Source organism: Albidovulum sp. (genome assembly GCF_041919395.1).
Lineage (GTDB): Bacteria > Pseudomonadota > Alphaproteobacteria > Rhodobacterales > Rhodobacteraceae > Albidovulum.
Map to the genome: position 1 here is coordinate 1 of NZ_JAYRTX010000037.1, position 15,103 is coordinate 15,103.

The 15,103-nt window shown below is 67.2% G+C and carries 12 protein-coding genes; 1 reads left to right on the forward strand and 11 read right to left on the reverse strand.

All coding sequences use genetic code 11. From position 1 onward, the window contains the following. The 11 genes from ACMUOO_RS08145 to ACMUOO_RS08195 all read right to left on the reverse strand — a co-directional run. On the reverse strand, nucleotides 1-611 hold a 611-nt coding region (locus tag ACMUOO_RS08145), incomplete at its 3' end, for a PEP/pyruvate-binding domain-containing protein (RefSeq protein WP_413854996.1). 81 nt (nucleotides 612-692) lie between these two features. Then, nucleotides 693-1,898, reverse strand: coding sequence for an ABC transporter permease (locus ACMUOO_RS08150; RefSeq protein ID WP_301918838.1), 1,206 nt, complete (start codon nucleotides 1,896-1,898; stop codon nucleotides 693-695). Then, nucleotides 1,895-2,614, reverse strand: coding sequence for an ABC transporter ATP-binding protein (locus ACMUOO_RS08155; RefSeq protein WP_301918839.1), 720 nt, complete (start codon nucleotides 2,612-2,614; stop codon nucleotides 1,895-1,897). Before ACMUOO_RS08155 ends, ACMUOO_RS08150 begins: the two co-directional genes overlap by 4 nt. A gap of 1 nt (nucleotide 2,615) precedes the next feature. Beyond that, nucleotides 2,616-3,863 carry an efflux RND transporter periplasmic adaptor subunit gene (locus tag ACMUOO_RS08160; RefSeq protein WP_301918840.1) on the reverse strand — a complete coding sequence of 416 codons (1,248 nt, stop codon included), beginning with the start codon at nucleotides 3,861-3,863 and terminating at the stop codon, nucleotides 2,616-2,618. Nucleotides 3,864-3,978: 115 nt separating this feature from the next. Continuing rightward, entirely contained in the window at nucleotides 3,979-4,983 is a 1,005-nt protein-coding gene (locus ACMUOO_RS08165) for an ABC transporter ATP-binding protein (RefSeq protein ID WP_301918841.1), read from the reverse strand. Beyond that, nucleotides 4,980-5,978, reverse strand: coding sequence for an ABC transporter ATP-binding protein (locus ACMUOO_RS08170; protein ID WP_301918842.1), 999 nt, complete (start codon nucleotides 5,976-5,978; stop codon nucleotides 4,980-4,982). The genes ACMUOO_RS08165 and ACMUOO_RS08170 overlap by 4 nt, the downstream gene beginning before the upstream one ends. Next, nucleotides 5,975-7,126 carry an ABC transporter permease gene (locus ACMUOO_RS08175; protein ID WP_301918843.1) on the reverse strand — a complete coding sequence of 384 codons (1,152 nt, stop codon included), beginning with the start codon at nucleotides 7,124-7,126 and terminating at the stop codon, nucleotides 5,975-5,977. The genes ACMUOO_RS08170 and ACMUOO_RS08175 overlap by 4 nt, the downstream gene beginning before the upstream one ends. A 4-nt stretch (nucleotides 7,127-7,130) precedes the next feature. Then, nucleotides 7,131-8,138, reverse strand: coding sequence for an ABC transporter permease (locus tag ACMUOO_RS08180; RefSeq protein WP_301918844.1), 1,008 nt, complete (start codon nucleotides 8,136-8,138; stop codon nucleotides 7,131-7,133). An 85-nt stretch (nucleotides 8,139-8,223) separates the two neighbouring features. Further along, nucleotides 8,224-10,266: an ABC transporter substrate-binding protein gene (locus ACMUOO_RS08185; RefSeq protein ID WP_301918845.1), complete on the reverse strand. Its 2,043-nt coding sequence runs from the start codon at nucleotides 10,264-10,266 to the stop codon at nucleotides 8,224-8,226. A 396-nt stretch (nucleotides 10,267-10,662) separates the two neighbouring features. After that, nucleotides 10,663-12,174 carry an alkaline phosphatase family protein gene (locus tag ACMUOO_RS08190; RefSeq protein ID WP_301918846.1) on the reverse strand — a complete coding sequence of 504 codons (1,512 nt, stop codon included), beginning with the start codon at nucleotides 12,172-12,174 and terminating at the stop codon, nucleotides 10,663-10,665. A 57-nt stretch (nucleotides 12,175-12,231) separates the two neighbouring features. Continuing rightward, nucleotides 12,232-13,851 carry an amidohydrolase gene (locus tag ACMUOO_RS08195; protein ID WP_301918847.1) on the reverse strand — a complete coding sequence of 540 codons (1,620 nt, stop codon included), beginning with the start codon at nucleotides 13,849-13,851 and terminating at the stop codon, nucleotides 12,232-12,234. Between the two features lie 124 nt (nucleotides 13,852-13,975). Between ACMUOO_RS08195 and ACMUOO_RS08200 the strand changes: the two genes are divergently transcribed. Next, on the forward strand, nucleotides 13,976-15,097 hold the full coding sequence (locus ACMUOO_RS08200; RefSeq protein ID WP_413854997.1) for an ABC transporter substrate-binding protein: 1,122 nt from the start codon (nucleotides 13,976-13,978) through the stop codon (nucleotides 15,095-15,097). Nucleotides 15,098-15,103: the final 6 nt, after the last annotated feature.

The following is a 15,103-nucleotide window of genomic DNA, read 5'->3' on the forward strand; positions in this document are numbered from 1 at the left end:
ACACCCGAGCCGCCGAGGTCGGAGCGCACCATGAGCTGCACGCCGACCGAGAGCGCGACCTTCTCGTGCGCGAAGCCCTTCAGCGTGCGGTAGGTGATCGCCCGGTCGGTATAGAGCGAGGCGAAGCAGCGCCGGCAGGCATCGAGGAGCGCCGCCTCGCCCGCGACGTTCAGGAACGTTTCCTGCTGGCCCGCGAAACTCGCGTCCGGCAGGTCCTCGGCCGTGGCGGAAGAGCGGACGGCGACGGCGGGGTTGTCCTTCCCGGTGCGGCGGGAAAGCTCGCCATAGGCTGCACGGATCTCGGCGGCCATCGCCTCGGGCCAGTCGGCGCCGGCGATGGCCTCGCGGATGGCGCGCCCGGTGGCGGCAAGGTCGGCCCTTCCGGCGGCGAACGCGGCGAGGCGCTCGCGGATCACCGCGTCGAGCCGGTTCGCGGCAAGGAAGGCGCGGAAGGCGCCGGAGGTGGTGGCGAAGCCCTCGGGCACGCGGATGCCCTTCGGCGCCAGCGCCACGGTCATCTCGCCGAGCGATGCGTTCTTGCCACCGACGAGCGCCACGTCGCCGCGCGCGACCTTGTCGAACCAGATGAGCGACTGTTCACGGGCCGACATGCGTACCTCCCTCGGCTGAGGCGGACAGGATGGCCGATCGACGGCACGGGGCCTTTGATCTCGGTCAAGGGCCGACCGGTGTCACTGGTAGCGCAGCGCCTCGATCGGGTCGAGCCGGGCGGCGGAACGGGCGGGGAAGTAGCCGAAGACGACACCCACGAAGGCCGAGAAGATGAAGGCGAGCAGGACGACGGGAAGGCTCGGCGCGAACGGGATCGCCATGAGTTGCGCGGCGACATAGGCAAGCGCGAGACCGAGGAGGATGCCGATGAGTCCGCCGATGAGCGAAAGCACCACCGCCTCGATCAGGAACTGCATCATGACCTGCCGCGCCTGCGCGCCGACGGCAAGGCGGATGCCGATCTCGCGCGTGCGTTCGGTTACCGACACCAGCATGATGTTCATGATGCCGATGCCGCCGACGAGCAGGCTCACCGCCGCCACGGCCGAGAGAAGTCCCGCCAGAACGTTGTTGATGCCCGTCAGCATCGAGGAAATCTCCGCCATGTCGGTCACCGAGAAATCGTCATCCTCGCCGATGCCGATGCGCCGGCGTTCGCGCATCAGCGCCTCGATCTCGCGGATGCCGCGGGCGGTGGTGACGCCCGGAGCGAGGGCGACGCGGATCGAGGAGACATCGGTCGTGCCGGTCACCCGCCGCTGCAGCATCCGGATCGGCACGATGATCGTGTCGTCCTGGTCCTGGCCGAAGGTGGAGGCGCCCTTGGCCTGCAGAAGGCCGACGACCTCGCAGGAAACCGATTTCAGCCGGATCGCTTCCCCGGTCGGATCGGTATTGCCGAAAAGCTTCTGGCGCACCGTCTCGCCGATCAGGCAGACCGCCGCGCCGGAGCGTTCCTCGGCGTCGGCGAAGCTCCTGCCGCGCACGACCGGCCAGTTCAAGACGTCGAGGTAGCTCGCACCGGTCCCGGTGACGAGCGTCGTCGCGTTGGCATTGCCGTAGACGGCGGTGAGGGTGGAGGAGGCCACGGGCGCGGCCGCGGCGACGACCGAAAGCGTGCTCATCGCCTCGGCGTCGGCAAGGCGGAACTCGGGCGCGTCGTCGCGCACGCCCGGCCCCATCATCGCCCGGCCGGGACGGAGGATGAGCACGTTGGTGCCGAGGCTCTCGACGCTCGCCGTCACCTGGTCGGAGGAGCCCTGGCCGATCGTGACCATGGCGATGACGGCCGCCACGCCGATGACGACGCCGAGCACGGTCAGGAACGAGCGAAGCGCGTTCCTGAGGATCGCCTGCAGCGCGAGGCGGACGGTTTCCCAGATCATTGCGCGGCCTCCCGCGCCGGCATCGCGCGGTCGGAGGCGACGCGGCCGTCGATGAAGGTGACGAGCCGTCCGGCATGGGCGGCCATGTCTTCCTCGTGCGTGACCATGACGATGGTGATGCCGTCCTCGCGATTCAGCCGGACGAGCAGTTCCATGATCTCGCGCGAGCGGGTTGTGTCTAGGTTGCCGGTCGGCTCGTCGGCAAGGATGACGACCGGATCGCCTGCGAGCGCGCGCGCGATGGCCACGCGCTGCTGCTGGCCGCCGGAAAGCTCCGACGGATCGTGATGCTCGCGGCCCTGAAGCCCCACCTTGGCCAGCGCCTCGGCGGCCAGGGCCGAGCGCTCGGCGCGGCCGAGCCCCTTGTAGATCAGGGGAAGCTCGACATTCTCCAGCGCGGAGGTGCGGGCGAGCAGGTTGAAACCCTGGAAGACGAAGCCGAGGTAGTGGCGGCGGATCAGCGCGCGCTGGTCGCGGTTCAGGGCCGAGACATCCTTTCCCTCGAAGAGATAGGTCCCCGTTGTCGGCCGGTCCAGAAAGCCGATTATGTTCATTGCGGTCGATTTGCCCGAACCGGACGGCCCCATGATGGCGACGAACTCGCCCCGCCGGATCGTCAGGTCCACCCCGTCGAGCGCCCGCACCTCGGCCTCGCCGCTGCCGTAGGTGCGCCGGATGCCGCGGAATTCGATGATCGGCTCGCCCGCGGCCGCCATGTCACTTCGCCTCGATCCGGTCGGTGATGACCTCGTCGCCCTCGACGAGGCCGCCCGACAGGATGACCGTGCGCTTGCCGTCGCTTTGCCCGGTCTCGACCGCTTCTTCCTCCGGGGTGCCGTCGCGCAGCACCCAGACGGCGCGGCCGCTGGCTGTTCCCGCGCCGTTCGATCCCGGACGGCGCGGCATGATCAGACCGAGAAGCCCGCTGCCGCCGCCTCTGTCGTCGGCTGCCTGCGGCGGCGCATAGCGCAGGGCGGCGTTCGGAACCTGCAGCGCGTCGGCGACTTCGGCCACCCTGATCGTCGCGGTCGCGGTCATTCCGGGACGGAGGGAGAGGTCGGTGTTGTCGACGGCGAGGATCGCCTTGTATGTCACCACGCCCTCGGTCGTCTCGGGGGCATAGCGCACTTCGGTTATCGTCGCGTCGAATCCGCGACCGGGATAGGCCTCGACCGTGAAGCGCGCCGGGTTGCCGACCGTGACCTTGCCGATGTCGGCCTCGTCCACGTCCACCCTCAGCTCCATCTCGGCGAGGTCCTCGGCGATGACGAAGAGCGTTGGCGCGTTGAGCGAGGAGGCGACGATCTTGCCCGCGTCTGCCGTCCGGTCGAGCACGACCCCCTTCACGGGAGAGCGGATCGCGGTCTTCTCGAGGTCCGAGCGCACCGAGGAAAGCGCGGCCTCGGCCAGCGTGACGTCCGCCCGCGCGATCTCCAGCGCCGCCCTCGCGGACTTGTAAGTCGCTTCGTAGCCGAGGAAATCGAGCCGCGAGGTGGTGCCGAGCCGGTCGAGAGCGCCGCGTGCCTCGTAGTTCGACTGCGCCTGATCCAGGGCCGCCTGCGCCTGATCGACCCGCGCCCTCGCGGCGATGAGCGCGCCTTCTGCATTCGTCACCTGAGCGCGGAGCTTGGTGTCGTCGAGCCGGGCGAGGACCGCGCCCGCCTCCACCCGGTCGTTGTAGTCGGCCTCGACGGCGATGAGCGTGCCGGAAAGCTCCGAGGACACCTCGACCTGGCGCGTCGGCTGCACGGTGCCGGTGGCGACGACCGTGACGGTGAGGGCGCCCCGCGTCGCAGGCTCGGTCACGTAGCTGACACTCGTGCCGGTGCTTCGAGCGAGCCACCACCAGCCGCCGCCGGCCGCCAGCAGCGCGAGGACAACCGCGGCCGTGATCCACCGCCATACCCGCCGTCCGGCCCCGTCGCGGGCGATGAGCGTGGACAGATCCTGCGTGCGTTCGGTCATCTCACGAGCCCTCATTCCGGCCCCGCCCGGGTTAGGGCAGTCCATGCGCCTTTTCCTTGACACGGATCATGTGGCGCTTTCCGGTGTCCTTGGCGCGAAAAAACCGGCAAGCGTCTCAGGCCACCGTGGTTTCCTGAAGCTCGCGCCAGCGGTGGCAGGCGACCTCGTGTCCGTCGCCGGGATGTTCCAGCGCCGGCTCCTCCGTCCTGCAGCGGGCGATCGTGTACGGGCAGCGGGTATGGAACTTGCAGCCGGGCGGCTGGTTCGTGGGCGAGGGAATCTCTCCCGTGAGCTTCTGGCCGCGCCCGCGGTCGTCGGGGTCGAGCGAGGGGATCGCAGAGAAGAGCGCCTTGGTGTAGGGGTGGCGCGGGGCGGCGAAGACCCGTCGCGTCGGCGCGCTTTCCACGAGGCGCCCGAGATACATCACCGCCACATGGTCGCAGGTATGCGCCACGACCGAAAGGTCATGGCTGATGAACAGGAACGTGATCTGAAGATCGCGCTGCAACTCCTTGAGAAGGTTCAGGACATCAGCCTGGATCGAGACATCGAGCGCCGCCACGCTTTCGTCGGCGACGATGAACTTCGGCCCCGAGACGAGGGCGCGGGCGATGGAGATGCGCTGGCGCTGGCCGCCCGAGAAGGCATGCGGGAAGCGGCGCAGGTGTTCGAGGTTCAGCCGGCACTTTGCAGCGATGGCGCGGACGCGGGCGTCGGTCTCCTCGCGCGTCTTCGTCAGGCCCATCACCTCCAGGGGTTCGGCGATGATGTCGCGCACGGTCATCCGCGGGCTGAGCGCGGCGTAGGGGTCCTGGAAGATCAGCTGCGCGCGCTTGCGGTAGTCCTTGAGCGATGGCCCGGAAAGCGTGGTCAGGTCGTAGTCCACCTCGCCGTCCCGGAAGCGCGCCGTGCCCCCGGTCATCGGCACCGCCTTCAGGAGCGCGCGGCCGAGAGTGGTCTTGCCAGATCCCGATTCCCCGACGAGACCGAAGAAGGAACCCTTGCGGATGTCGAGACTGACATGGTCGACCGCCTTCAGCAGCGCCTTGCCGAAGAGCCCGGACCCGGTCCGGAACCCCACCGAAAGGTCGCTTGTGACGATCAGCGGCGCATCGGTCATGCGGGTCCCCCCGGCGGATAGAGATGGCAGGCGACACGGTGGGTGGGGTTCACCTGCGTATCCCCCGGCAGCGCCGTCCGGCAGACCTCGCCGAGAATCTTCGGGCAGCGGGTATGGAAGACGCAGCCGGCCGGCCGTTCGAGCGGCGAGGGGATGTCGCCCGCGACCGGCGTCAGCGGCGCGTCGAGGTCGTCGAGCTTCGGCAGCGCGGCGATCAGGCCCCGGGTGTAGGGGTGCTTGGGATTGCGGATCACCTCGCGCACCGGGCCTTCCTCGATCAGCCGGCCGAGATACATGACGCTGACCTTGTCGGCGGTCTGGGCGATCACGCCGAGGTCATGGGTGATGAAGACGATCCCCATGTGGAACTCGTTCACGAGGTCCTTCATGAGGTCGATCACCTGCGCCTGGATCGTCACGTCGAGCGCGGTCGTCGGTTCGTCGGCGATCAGGAGCTTCGGCCGGGTGGAGAGCGCCATGGCGATCATCGCCCGCTGGCGCATGCCGCCCGAAAGCTCGAACGCGTACTGGTCGAAGCGCCGCGCGGGGTCCGAGATGCCGACCCGGTCGAGCATCTCTACCGAGATTTCCTTGGCCCTTGCCTTCGACATGTCGCCGTGAAGCTGGAGTTGTTCGACCATCTGCCTGCCGATGGTGATGGCCGGCGCGAAGCTCGCCATCGGTTCCTGGAAGATCATCGAGATGGCGCCGCCGCGGACGATCTTCAATTCGCGCGCCGTCTTCAGCTTGAGGACCTCGACAGGGCCGGTATCGGCGTGAAGGGTGATCCGGCTGTCCTCGCCATAGACGGCGTTCCTGGCATTGAGGCTCATCAGCGCCTTCGCCGTGACCGACTTGCCTGACCCCGACTCGCCCACGAGGCCCATGACCTCGCCCTTGCCCAGCGTGAAGGAAACGTCCTCCACCGCCGTCACGAGGCCCTCGTCGGTGCGGAAGCGGATCGTCAGGTTGCTGACCTCGATGAGCGCCGTCATTTCTTCGTGTCCGAATAGGGGTCGGCCGCGTCCCTCAGCCCGTCGCCGACGAAGACGAAGGCGAGAACGAGCGCCACGAAGAAGATCACCGGGATGAAGTACCACTGGTAGTTCAGGAGCACGTCGGCCTTGGAGACGTTCTGCATCAGCGCGCCCAGGGAGTTCACCGGGTCCTTCAGGCCGAGGCCGATGAAGGAAAGCGCGGTTTCGGAGCGGACCATGTAGGGGAAGGAAATCATCAGGTCGACGATGATGTAGGAGGTGAAGGAGGGCAGCAGGTGGCGGCGGATGATGTGGCCGGACGAGGCGCCGCAAAGCTCGGCCGCGAGCACGTATTCCTGGGTTCGTTCGGTCAGAAGATGGGTGCGGATGCGGCGGGCGAGGGTGGGCCAGCCGATCAGCCCGAGGATGATCGAGATGAAGAAGAACCGCGTCTCGGACGACCAGTGGTCGGGCATGAAAGCGGCGAGCGCCATGAAGAGCGGGATCGACGGCACCGTGCGGATCGCGTCGGTGACCATCTGCAGGACCGAGTCGATCCAGCCGCCGAAATAGCCGGCCACCCCTCCTATGACGAGCGCGAGCACGAAGGAGATCAGGACCCCCAGCGTGCCGACGGCGAGCGAGGTCCAGATCGCGTGGAGCGTGCGGCTGAAGATGTCCTTGCCGGAGGCGTCCGTGCCGAAGAGGTGGATCTTGCCGTCACCGTCCACGCCGAAGAGGTGGCGGCTCGCGGGCACGACGCCGAGAAGCTTGTAGTTCCACCCCGTCACGAAGAAGCGGACATAGAGCCGCTTGTCGCGGTTCTCGGTGACCACCCAGCGGAAATTGGTCTTGATCGAGCGTTCCCGTTCCGTCGCGTAGATGAAGGGACGGGCGGAAAAGCCGTTCTCGTCCCAGAACTTCGGGAACTGCGGCGCGCCGTTCTCGTAATTCTCGTCACGGCCCGCGATGGTCGGGTCGTAGGGCGAGAGGAACGGCGCGAAGAGTCCCATCAGGATCATCAGGACGAGCGCCCAGGCGGCGATCATCGCCGTCCGGTTGCCCCTGAACCGCGCCCAGATGAGTTGGCCCTGCGAGGCGGTGAAATAGGCCTCCTTGGCCTTCTGGTCGATTCCGGCGGCGAGGGCGGCTGGCTCGGTGGACATGGCTCTACCCCATCATGCCGCGCCGCACGCGCGGGTCGATGAGCGCGAGCAGGATATCGGTGGTGAAGTTCAGCACGACGATGCTCGCGGTCAGAAGGAAGATGATCGCGCCGGCAAGCTGCTGGTCGTTCGACCGCGCGAGGCTTTCGAAGAGAAGCGCGCCGGACTCCGTCAGCGTCAGGATCAACGCGACGATCGGCAGTTCGTTGAAGATGCGGTTGAGGTCGAAGCCGAGAGAGTTGATCACCGGCCCGAGCGAATGCTTTGCCGGATAGCGCCAGAGAAGCCGCGCGCCCGACACGCCGCGGGCCGAGGCCGCGGTGACGTAGAGCTTGCCGATCTCGTCGAGCATGAGCGCCCGCACCGTCTGCAGCGCGAAGGCGGTCGCCGACCAGCCGAGGATGAAGACCGGCAGCCATGCACGCGACAGGAAGTCGCCGAACTTGGCCCAGCTCCATGCCGCATCCCGGAACTCCTTGGAAAAGAGCCCGGTCAGGCTGTCGCCGAAGACGACGGTCGAGAAGAGCATGATCATGAGCGCCAGAAGGAAGTTCGGCAGCGCGAGGCCGAGATAGCTCACGAACCTGAGCGAGTTGTTGACGACCGGGTTCTGCGAACTGGCCGAGACAATGCCGATGGGCACCGCGATGGCGTAGGAGAAGACCAGCGCCGCCATGCAGATGCCGAGCGAAATCCAGAACTTGTCGGAGAGGAGCTGGTTGATGTCGACCCTGAGGATGCAGCTTTCGCCGAATTCGCCGTGGACGAAGACGTTATACACCCACTTGCCCCAGCGTTCGATGAACGGCCGGTCGAGCCCGAGCCGCCGCTCCTCGGCGGCAATGTCGGCGATCGTGATCTGCGAGCCTTGCGTGTTCTTGAAGGCGAGGTAGCGTTCGGCGCAGGTGCCGGGGACCAGCTCCATCAGCGTGAAGACGATGAGCGACACGGTAAGGAGCGTGATCAGCGCCATCAGGGCGCGGGTCAGGGCGAACTGGGCAAACTGGGCCATGTCTGTGAAGTCCCGTCAGGGCGGTTTGTGACGGAGCCGGGGCGGACGGGTGTCCGCCCCGGCCAGGTCGTGTCAGTTCACGCCCTTACTCGTCGAAGTACCACTGGGACGCCCGGTAGGGGTAGGTCCGGTAGTATTCGTAGGAGGCCGTCTTGAACTCCGGCACGTTCTTCAGCGCGTTGCGGTGGTAGATCGGGTCCGGCGTCAGCGCGGTGCCGATGAAGAGCAGGTTCCCCGTCATGTTCTCGACCATGCGGTTGGCGATGGCCTTGAACTCGTCGGTGCCGGAGGGTGTCGATTGCAGCGCGTTGATGTCGGAGATGAGCGCCTTGACGTAGTCGGGCGGCTCCACCCCGGCCGAACCGTTCGAATCCACCCACTCGGCCCAGAGCATGGCGGAACGGTGCCCGAAGTAGTTCTCGAAGGGCGGCACCCAAAGCTCGTTGTTGCCGAGGATGATGCCGACCGGCTGGCCCTTTTCCCAAAGGCCGACGTCAAGCTGGTTGGACGACTGCGCCGAGCGGTATTCGTCGGGCGTGATCTCCTTCACCGTGGTGTTGATGCCGACAGCCGCCCAGTCCTGCGCGATGAGCTCGACGACCTGGCCGGCGATGCCTTGCGTGGCGAACTGCAGGTTCAGCACCAGGGGCGCGCCCGAGGGCAGGTCGCGGAAGCCGTCACCGTCCTTGTCGACGACCCCGACCTCGTCGAGCATCGCCTTGGCGCCTTCGGGATCGTGCTCGGCCGCGAAGCTCTTCCATTTCGCGTCGATGTAGTCGGGCAGCGGCGAGAAGCCGGTATACTGCTGGATCGCGCCTTCGCCGAAATAGGCCGTCTCGTTCAGCGCCTCGCGGTTGATCGCGACCGACATCGCCTTGCGGAACCGCAGGTCGCCGAAGACCTGGCGCTTTTCCTCGTCGGCCGAGGTCACGTTGAACGAGATCGCGTGCATGGCGATCTTGGGCTTCAGCTGGATCGTGTAGCCGCCCTTCTCCTGGTTTTCGAGCAGAAGCGGCGCGTCCGACAGTTGCAGCGACTGTGCCTTGTAGTCGACCTCGCCGTTCACGAGCTTCAGGAGCCGGACTTCCTGGTCGTTGACGAAAAGCTCGTCGAGTTCGTTGATGTAGGGCAGTTGCTTGCCCGTGGTGTCGACCTGGAAGAAGTAGGGATTGGCCACGAAGTGCCGGCCCTCGGTGGTCTCCTTGACGACGAAATGGCTTTCCAGCGTCGGCATCGCATCCATCGGCATGTTCGCCACCTTGTCGGGCGAATTCAGCATCGGCGTGCCGGTGTCGGTCCAGTCCGAGTTGCCGTAGTAGGCCATGATCACGGCGTAGCCGTCCGGGAAGCCGAGCGCCTGTGCCTCCTTGTCGGCGTCCGGGTTGATTGCCGGGTGGAACTTGCCGAGGAAGTGCTTGGGCTGGAAGCCCTGGCCGAAGTGGGTCGCGAAGTGGGCCAGAAGCCCCGGTTTCGGCGCCGGCAGCTTGAAGACGACCGTCTCGTCGTCGGGCGTCTCCACCGTCATCGGCTGGCCGGCAACGGTCACGTAGTCCTTCGGCTTCTCGTTGACCTTCGGATCGAGCGCCAGGTTGTCGTACCAGAACTTCACGTCGGCCGAGGTGAAGGGCGCGCCGTCGGACCACTTGTGGCCCTTGCGCAGATGGAACGTGAGCTGCGTGTAGTCGTCGTTCCATTCCCAGCTTTTCGCGACGTTCGGGACGATGGTCTCGAGGTCGTCGGAATAGCGCACGAGGTTGACGTGGCGGATCGAGAGGAAGTCGGAGGTTCCGGCCTCGTTCGCGTTCGACAGCGCGTCGAGCGTGCCGCCGTAGCTGCCGATCGCGTCATAGGGCACGACGACGAGCGGCTCGGCCGGCAGCCGCTCGGCCACCGGCGGCAGTTCGGCCGGGTTGCCGCGGATGCGGCCGTTCATCTCGGCGATCGCAGGGTTTTCCGAAAACTCCATCGTGCAGCCGGCGGCCGCCTGGAACTCGGCAAGCTCGAACTGCTGAGGGAAGGCGCCGGGGGCGATGCCGCCCATGTCCGCCACCGTGATCCCCGGGCAGCTTGCGAGTGCGGCCAGCGGCAGGATCGCCAGCGCACCGCTCGAAAGCAGTAGTTTTCTCATGTTCTCTCCTGTTGTCGGACCAGTTGAAATCGGATCGACTTTTTGGCGCCATGATTGGATACCCGGGCGCGTCGGGGCCTTGTTGCGTGAAAGCGGAGTCAGATTTGTGACAGCCCCCCAAGGCACGATCTTGGTGCCGGCCACCGAAACAGGTCAACGAAAATCGAACAGGACGTTTCATCAGCGGGCACTCGGGAAGGATAGTTTCAGCGGCGCACACTTTGTCCGCGCGCCATGCCGCGCGCGGGCCGTCTCGCGGTCCTTGCCAGGGTGCAAGGCGGGTTGCCCGATCTCTCGCGGGCGGGACTCAGGCTAGGGCGGCTGCCGGTGGCCACGTAGCGCCAGATGCGGCTGCCGCGTCGGTCCAGCCGCTGCCTGTGCCGAATCGGCCGTGCTTTAGCGCCGTGGTGCCACCGCGACGCCGGCCGGCGTGACCATCGTCCGGGCGAAGCGCCCGTTGGCGTGGCGCATCCGGTGGTCGAGCATCGCCCGGCTCATCTCCAGGAGCGCCGGGGCCGCGGCCGGGTCGCCCGCGACATCCCGCATCTCGCCCGCGGCGCGGTGGTCGAAGAGAAGCGGCGGCAGCCCGCCGTTGAAATGGACGAGTGTGTGCGTGGGCCCGCGCAGGATGGCGAGGTTTGCCGCCTCGGCCGGCAGGCCGAGCGCCTCTTGCGCCAGGGTCGGCGTGACCGGGTCGCCGAAGTCGAGTTCCGAAAAGCTGTTCCGCCGCCAGTCCGGCGGGATCTCGCCCGAGAGGAAGGGCCTGAGGCTCCGTCCGTCCATCGTGTGCGGGATGTCGAGCCCGAGGCAGTCGAGGATCGTCGGCGTCACGTCCACCGCCTCGGTCGGCAGATCGACCGCGCCGCCGCGCAGGGGCGCGTCTGGATCGCGGATGACGAGCGCGGTGTGGTAGGCCGCGTCGTAGAATGTCGACTTGCCCCAGGCATGGTGGTCGCCCAGCATCTCGCCATGGTCGGCCGTCACCACGATCAGCGTCCGGTCGTAAAGGCCGCGCTCCTTCAGGTGGCCGATGATCCGGCCGAGGTGATCGTCAACCTCGGTCGCCAGGCCGAGGTAGATCGCCCGGAGGGTCTGGACGTTCGCGTCGGTGGGCGCGAGGTCGGGGAAGCCCTCCACCGTGCTCGCCGCCGGGTTCCTGGCGTGCGAGGAGGCGATGAAGGGATGGCGCGCGCGTTCCTCCGCGACGGTGCCGGCGCGCAGCGGCAGGGGCAGGGTGGCGGGGTCGTACATCCGGTTGTAGGGCGCGGGCGCGACGAAGGGCGGGTGGGGGCGGATGTAGGTCAGGTGGACGAACCAGCCCGCGGGTCTCACCCGGATCGCGTCCAGCGCGCAGTCGGTGAGGAACGCGGTGTCGCTGTCCTCGGCGCGGTAGAGCGCGGGGTCGTCAAGGCGCGGACCGGCGGGGCGGAAGATCGCAGGGTAGGGCGGCACCTCGTAGCCCTTCGCCGCGAGATGCGCGCGCCAGGGCCAGCTTTCCTCGAGCCGCATCTCCACCGCCTCGACGAACCCCGGCATGACCTGCTCGTAGCTCTTCAGCATGGGATCGCCGGGCGGCAGGCTGCGGGGATCGCGGGTCGTGTCGGTGTAGCCGAAGAGGAGCGGCAGCCAGCCCGCCTTGCGGACCTCGGTGGCGAGGTTCGGCAGGTCGTCGGGCAGGGGCGTGCCGTTCCGCGTCGCGCGATGGTTCATGGCATACTGCCCGGTCAGGATCGACGCGCGCGACGGCCCGCAGGGGTTCACGACCGAGTAATGGCGGCGGAACGACACCGCATCGGCCATGAGCGCGCGAAGGTTCGGCAGCGCCACATGCGCCGCCAGCGCGCCGAAGACGCAGTCGGCCCGGAGCTGGTCGATGATGACGAAAAGGACGTTCTCGGCCCGTGCCATGGCGGTTCCTCCGTTGGCTCGGGCCGAGAAGACAGGAGGCCCGAGGCTTTCGCAAGATCAGGCGTTCCAGACCTCGCGGCCGGCGAGGAGCGTGAGCAGCACCTTCGTGTCGCCGATGTCGTACGGGTTGCAGGCGTAGATGTCGCGGTCGAGCATGATGAGATCGGCCCATTTGCCGAGCGACAGCGCGCCCGTCTCCGCCTGCCGCCAGCCGGCGGTGGCGGCATTCACGGTGTAGCCCTCGACGCATTCCGCCAGCGTCAGCCGTTCCTCGGGGATGAAGACCGGATGATCGCCTTCCTTCCGAGGCGGCTGGCGGGTGATCGCGGTCTCGATGATCTCGAACGGATTGAGCGTCGACACCGTCCAGTCGCTGGAGAGCGCGAGGAGCGCGCCCGCGTCGCGCAGGCTTCGGAAGGCGTAGATCCAGCGGGCGCGCTCGGGTCCGACCATCGGCACGGCGACATCGGTGACGGAGGGTTCCGCCCGCGCCCAGAGGGGCTGGATATTGGCGACGACCCCAAGCTCGGCGAAGCGGGGAATGTCGGCGGGGTCGATGCACTGGACGTGGGCGATCTGGTGGAAGGCGGGCCAGGGCGCGTTCGCGCCCCGAGCCGCCGCGATCCCGTCAAGCGCCGCGCGTACCGCGAGGTCGCCGATCGCATGGACGTGGATCTGGAATCGCGCCGCATCGAATGCCACGAACATGTCGTTGATCTGGTTGGGCGAAAACATGAGCGCCGCATTGCCGCCCTGCGCGTCGGAATAGGGCTCGATCATCGCTGCGGTGCGGTTCTCGATCACCCCGTCGAGGAAGAACTTCGCCGAGTGGATGCGGAACATTTCCGACTGGCACTCGCGCCGGAGATTCTCGACCCGCGCGACCGCGCCCTCGGTTGTCTCGGAAGCGTCGATGCGCGCGGTGGCGAGGATGCGCGCGGTCAGCGCACCCGCCTCCACCAGCCGGCGGTAGACGCGCGCGTGGCGCTCCTCCACCGAGGCGTCGAGAAGGCCGGTCAGCCCGTGCGCGTTCGCATGCGCCTGGGCGAAGCGGACGCCGTCGGCGTAGTCTTCGTCGGAGGGCGCGGGCTTGCGCGCCTCGACCCAGGCGGTCGCGCGCTCGTAAAGAAGCCCGGTGGGGGCGCCCGTCGCGTCCTTGACGAAATGACCGTTCTCCGGGTCGGGCGTTGAGGCCGTCAGCCCGACGCGGGCGATGGCGGCAGAGTTGATGCAGCCATTGTGTCCGTCGGAGGCCATGATCATGCAGGGCCGGTCGGGCACCGCCGCGTCCAGCACCTTCCGGTTCAGGTTGTGCTCGCCGAAGACGCCGGAATAGTAGAACCCGCCGTAGACCCAGTCACGGCCGTGGCTGGCGGCGAAGGCGCTGAGGCATGCCTGCAGTTCCTCGACGGTGCGGGCGGCCGAGAGGTCGGCGCTTTCGGCGTAGTGCTGGCCGCCGTCCTGGACGTGGATGTGGGTGTCGTGGAACCCCGGCAGCACCAGTCGCCCGCCCGCGTCGATGATTCTTGTGCCCGCGCCGGCAAGCGCGCGTATATCGCCGTCGGACCCCAGCGCCGCCACCCGTCCATGCCGCACGGCGAGCGCGCTTACGCGGGGGAAATGCGGGTCCATCGTACGGATGTCGGCGTTGATCAGGACGAGTTCGGGCGGGGTCATGGCGGCTCCGGTTCGGGTCAGGGGCCGGGATGGCCCTTGTTGTCGGATCGTATTATTTCCTTTGCGCTTCGCAAAACGGTGTTAAGGTTTTTCAGGCCCAAGGGCCAACGGGGAGAGAAAAAGAATGCAACGCATTAAATTCATTGACAGAATGGCGGCGGGACGGGTTTCCCGCAGGCAGATGTTGCAGGCAGCGGGCGCCTTCGGAGTCGGCACGCTCGTGTTGCCGCGGCGGTCGGCGGCCGCCGAAGTGCTGACCTGCCTCGAATGGGGCGGCTATGATTCGCCGGACTACTTCCAGCCCTATGTCACGAAGTACGGCGCCCAGCCCAACTTCTCGATCTTCGCAGGCGAGGAGGACGCGCTGGCCAAGGTGCTCGCAGGTTTCGCGGCGGACGTCATGCATCCCTGCAACTACTCGGTCGCCCGTTTCGTCAACGCCGGCGTGGCCAAGGAGATCGACACCGCGCGGCTCAGCCACTGGGCGGATGTCTTCCCGGCCCTCCAGTCGGCCGAGGGCGTCGTCATGGACGGCAAGGTGGTGATGGCACCGGCCGACTGGGGCAATTCCTCGATCGCCTACCGGCCCGATCTCATGCCGCCGGAATTCGCCGCCGATCCGACCTGGGCGATCTTCTATGAAGACGAATATGCCGGCCGCGTTGCGATGACCGACAACGAGATGGCCATCGTCATCGGCGCCATGGTCGGCGGCATGCCCTATGACGAGGCCTACAAGCTCGAAGGCGCGGCGCTCGAGGCGGCGGCCAAGGAGTGGGGCACGAAGGCCGTCAATACCGCGAAGTTCCTCTGGACGGATTCGTCGGAGGTGCAGCAGGCCATGGCATCGGGCGAGATCGTCGCGGCCTATGCCTGGAACGACCTCGTCGCCAACCTGCGCGCCGAGGGCGTGCCGGTGGAACTCGCCGTGCCGAAGGAAGGCATGTTCACCTGGTTCTGCGGGCTTACGCTCCTCAACACCGGCAAGGGCGACGAACAGGCGGCCTATGACTTCATCGACGCCTGGCTCAGCCCCGAGACGGGAAAGGCGCTCATCGAAGGGTCGGGCTACGGCCATGCCAATATCAAGGCCTTCGAGATCGCCGATCCGCAGGCGGTGGCCAACATGGGCATCACCGACCCGGTGGAGATGATGAAGAACTCGATCGTCTTCAAGACGCCCACGGACGCGGTGCAGGAAGGCTTCAACAAGGTCTGGGGCGATACGAAGGCGCTGAAGTACTGACCTTGC

What these genes read in the sequence shown, in the direction of transcription:
- ACMUOO_RS08150 (WP_301918838.1), bottom strand. Translation starts at nt 1,898, where the DNA reads ATGATCTGGGAAACCGTCCGCCTCGCGCTGCAGGCGATCCTCAGGAAC.
- ACMUOO_RS08155 (WP_301918839.1), bottom strand. Translation starts at nt 2,614, where the DNA reads ATGGCGGCCGCGGGCGAGCCGATCATCGAATTCCGCGGCATCCGGCGC.
- ACMUOO_RS08160 (WP_301918840.1), bottom strand. Translation starts at nt 3,863, where the DNA reads ATGACCGAACGCACGCAGGATCTGTCCACGCTCATCGCCCGCGACGGG.
- ACMUOO_RS08165 (WP_301918841.1), bottom strand. Translation starts at nt 4,983, where the DNA reads ATGACCGATGCGCCGCTGATCGTCACAAGCGACCTTTCGGTGGGGTTC.
- ACMUOO_RS08170 (WP_301918842.1), bottom strand. Translation starts at nt 5,978, where the DNA reads ATGACGGCGCTCATCGAGGTCAGCAACCTGACGATCCGCTTCCGCACC.
- ACMUOO_RS08175 (WP_301918843.1), bottom strand. Translation starts at nt 7,126, where the DNA reads ATGTCCACCGAGCCAGCCGCCCTCGCCGCCGGAATCGACCAGAAGGCC.
- ACMUOO_RS08180 (WP_301918844.1), bottom strand. Translation starts at nt 8,138, where the DNA reads ATGGCCCAGTTTGCCCAGTTCGCCCTGACCCGCGCCCTGATGGCGCTG.
- ACMUOO_RS08185 (WP_301918845.1), bottom strand. Translation starts at nt 10,266, where the DNA reads ATGAGAAAACTACTGCTTTCGAGCGGTGCGCTGGCGATCCTGCCGCTG.
- ACMUOO_RS08190 (WP_301918846.1), bottom strand. Translation starts at nt 12,174, where the DNA reads ATGGCACGGGCCGAGAACGTCCTTTTCGTCATCATCGACCAGCTCCGG.
- ACMUOO_RS08195 (WP_301918847.1), bottom strand. Translation starts at nt 13,851, where the DNA reads ATGACCCCGCCCGAACTCGTCCTGATCAACGCCGACATCCGTACGATG.
- ACMUOO_RS08200 (WP_413854997.1), top strand. Translation starts at nt 13,976, where the DNA reads ATGCAACGCATTAAATTCATTGACAGAATGGCGGCGGGACGGGTTTCC.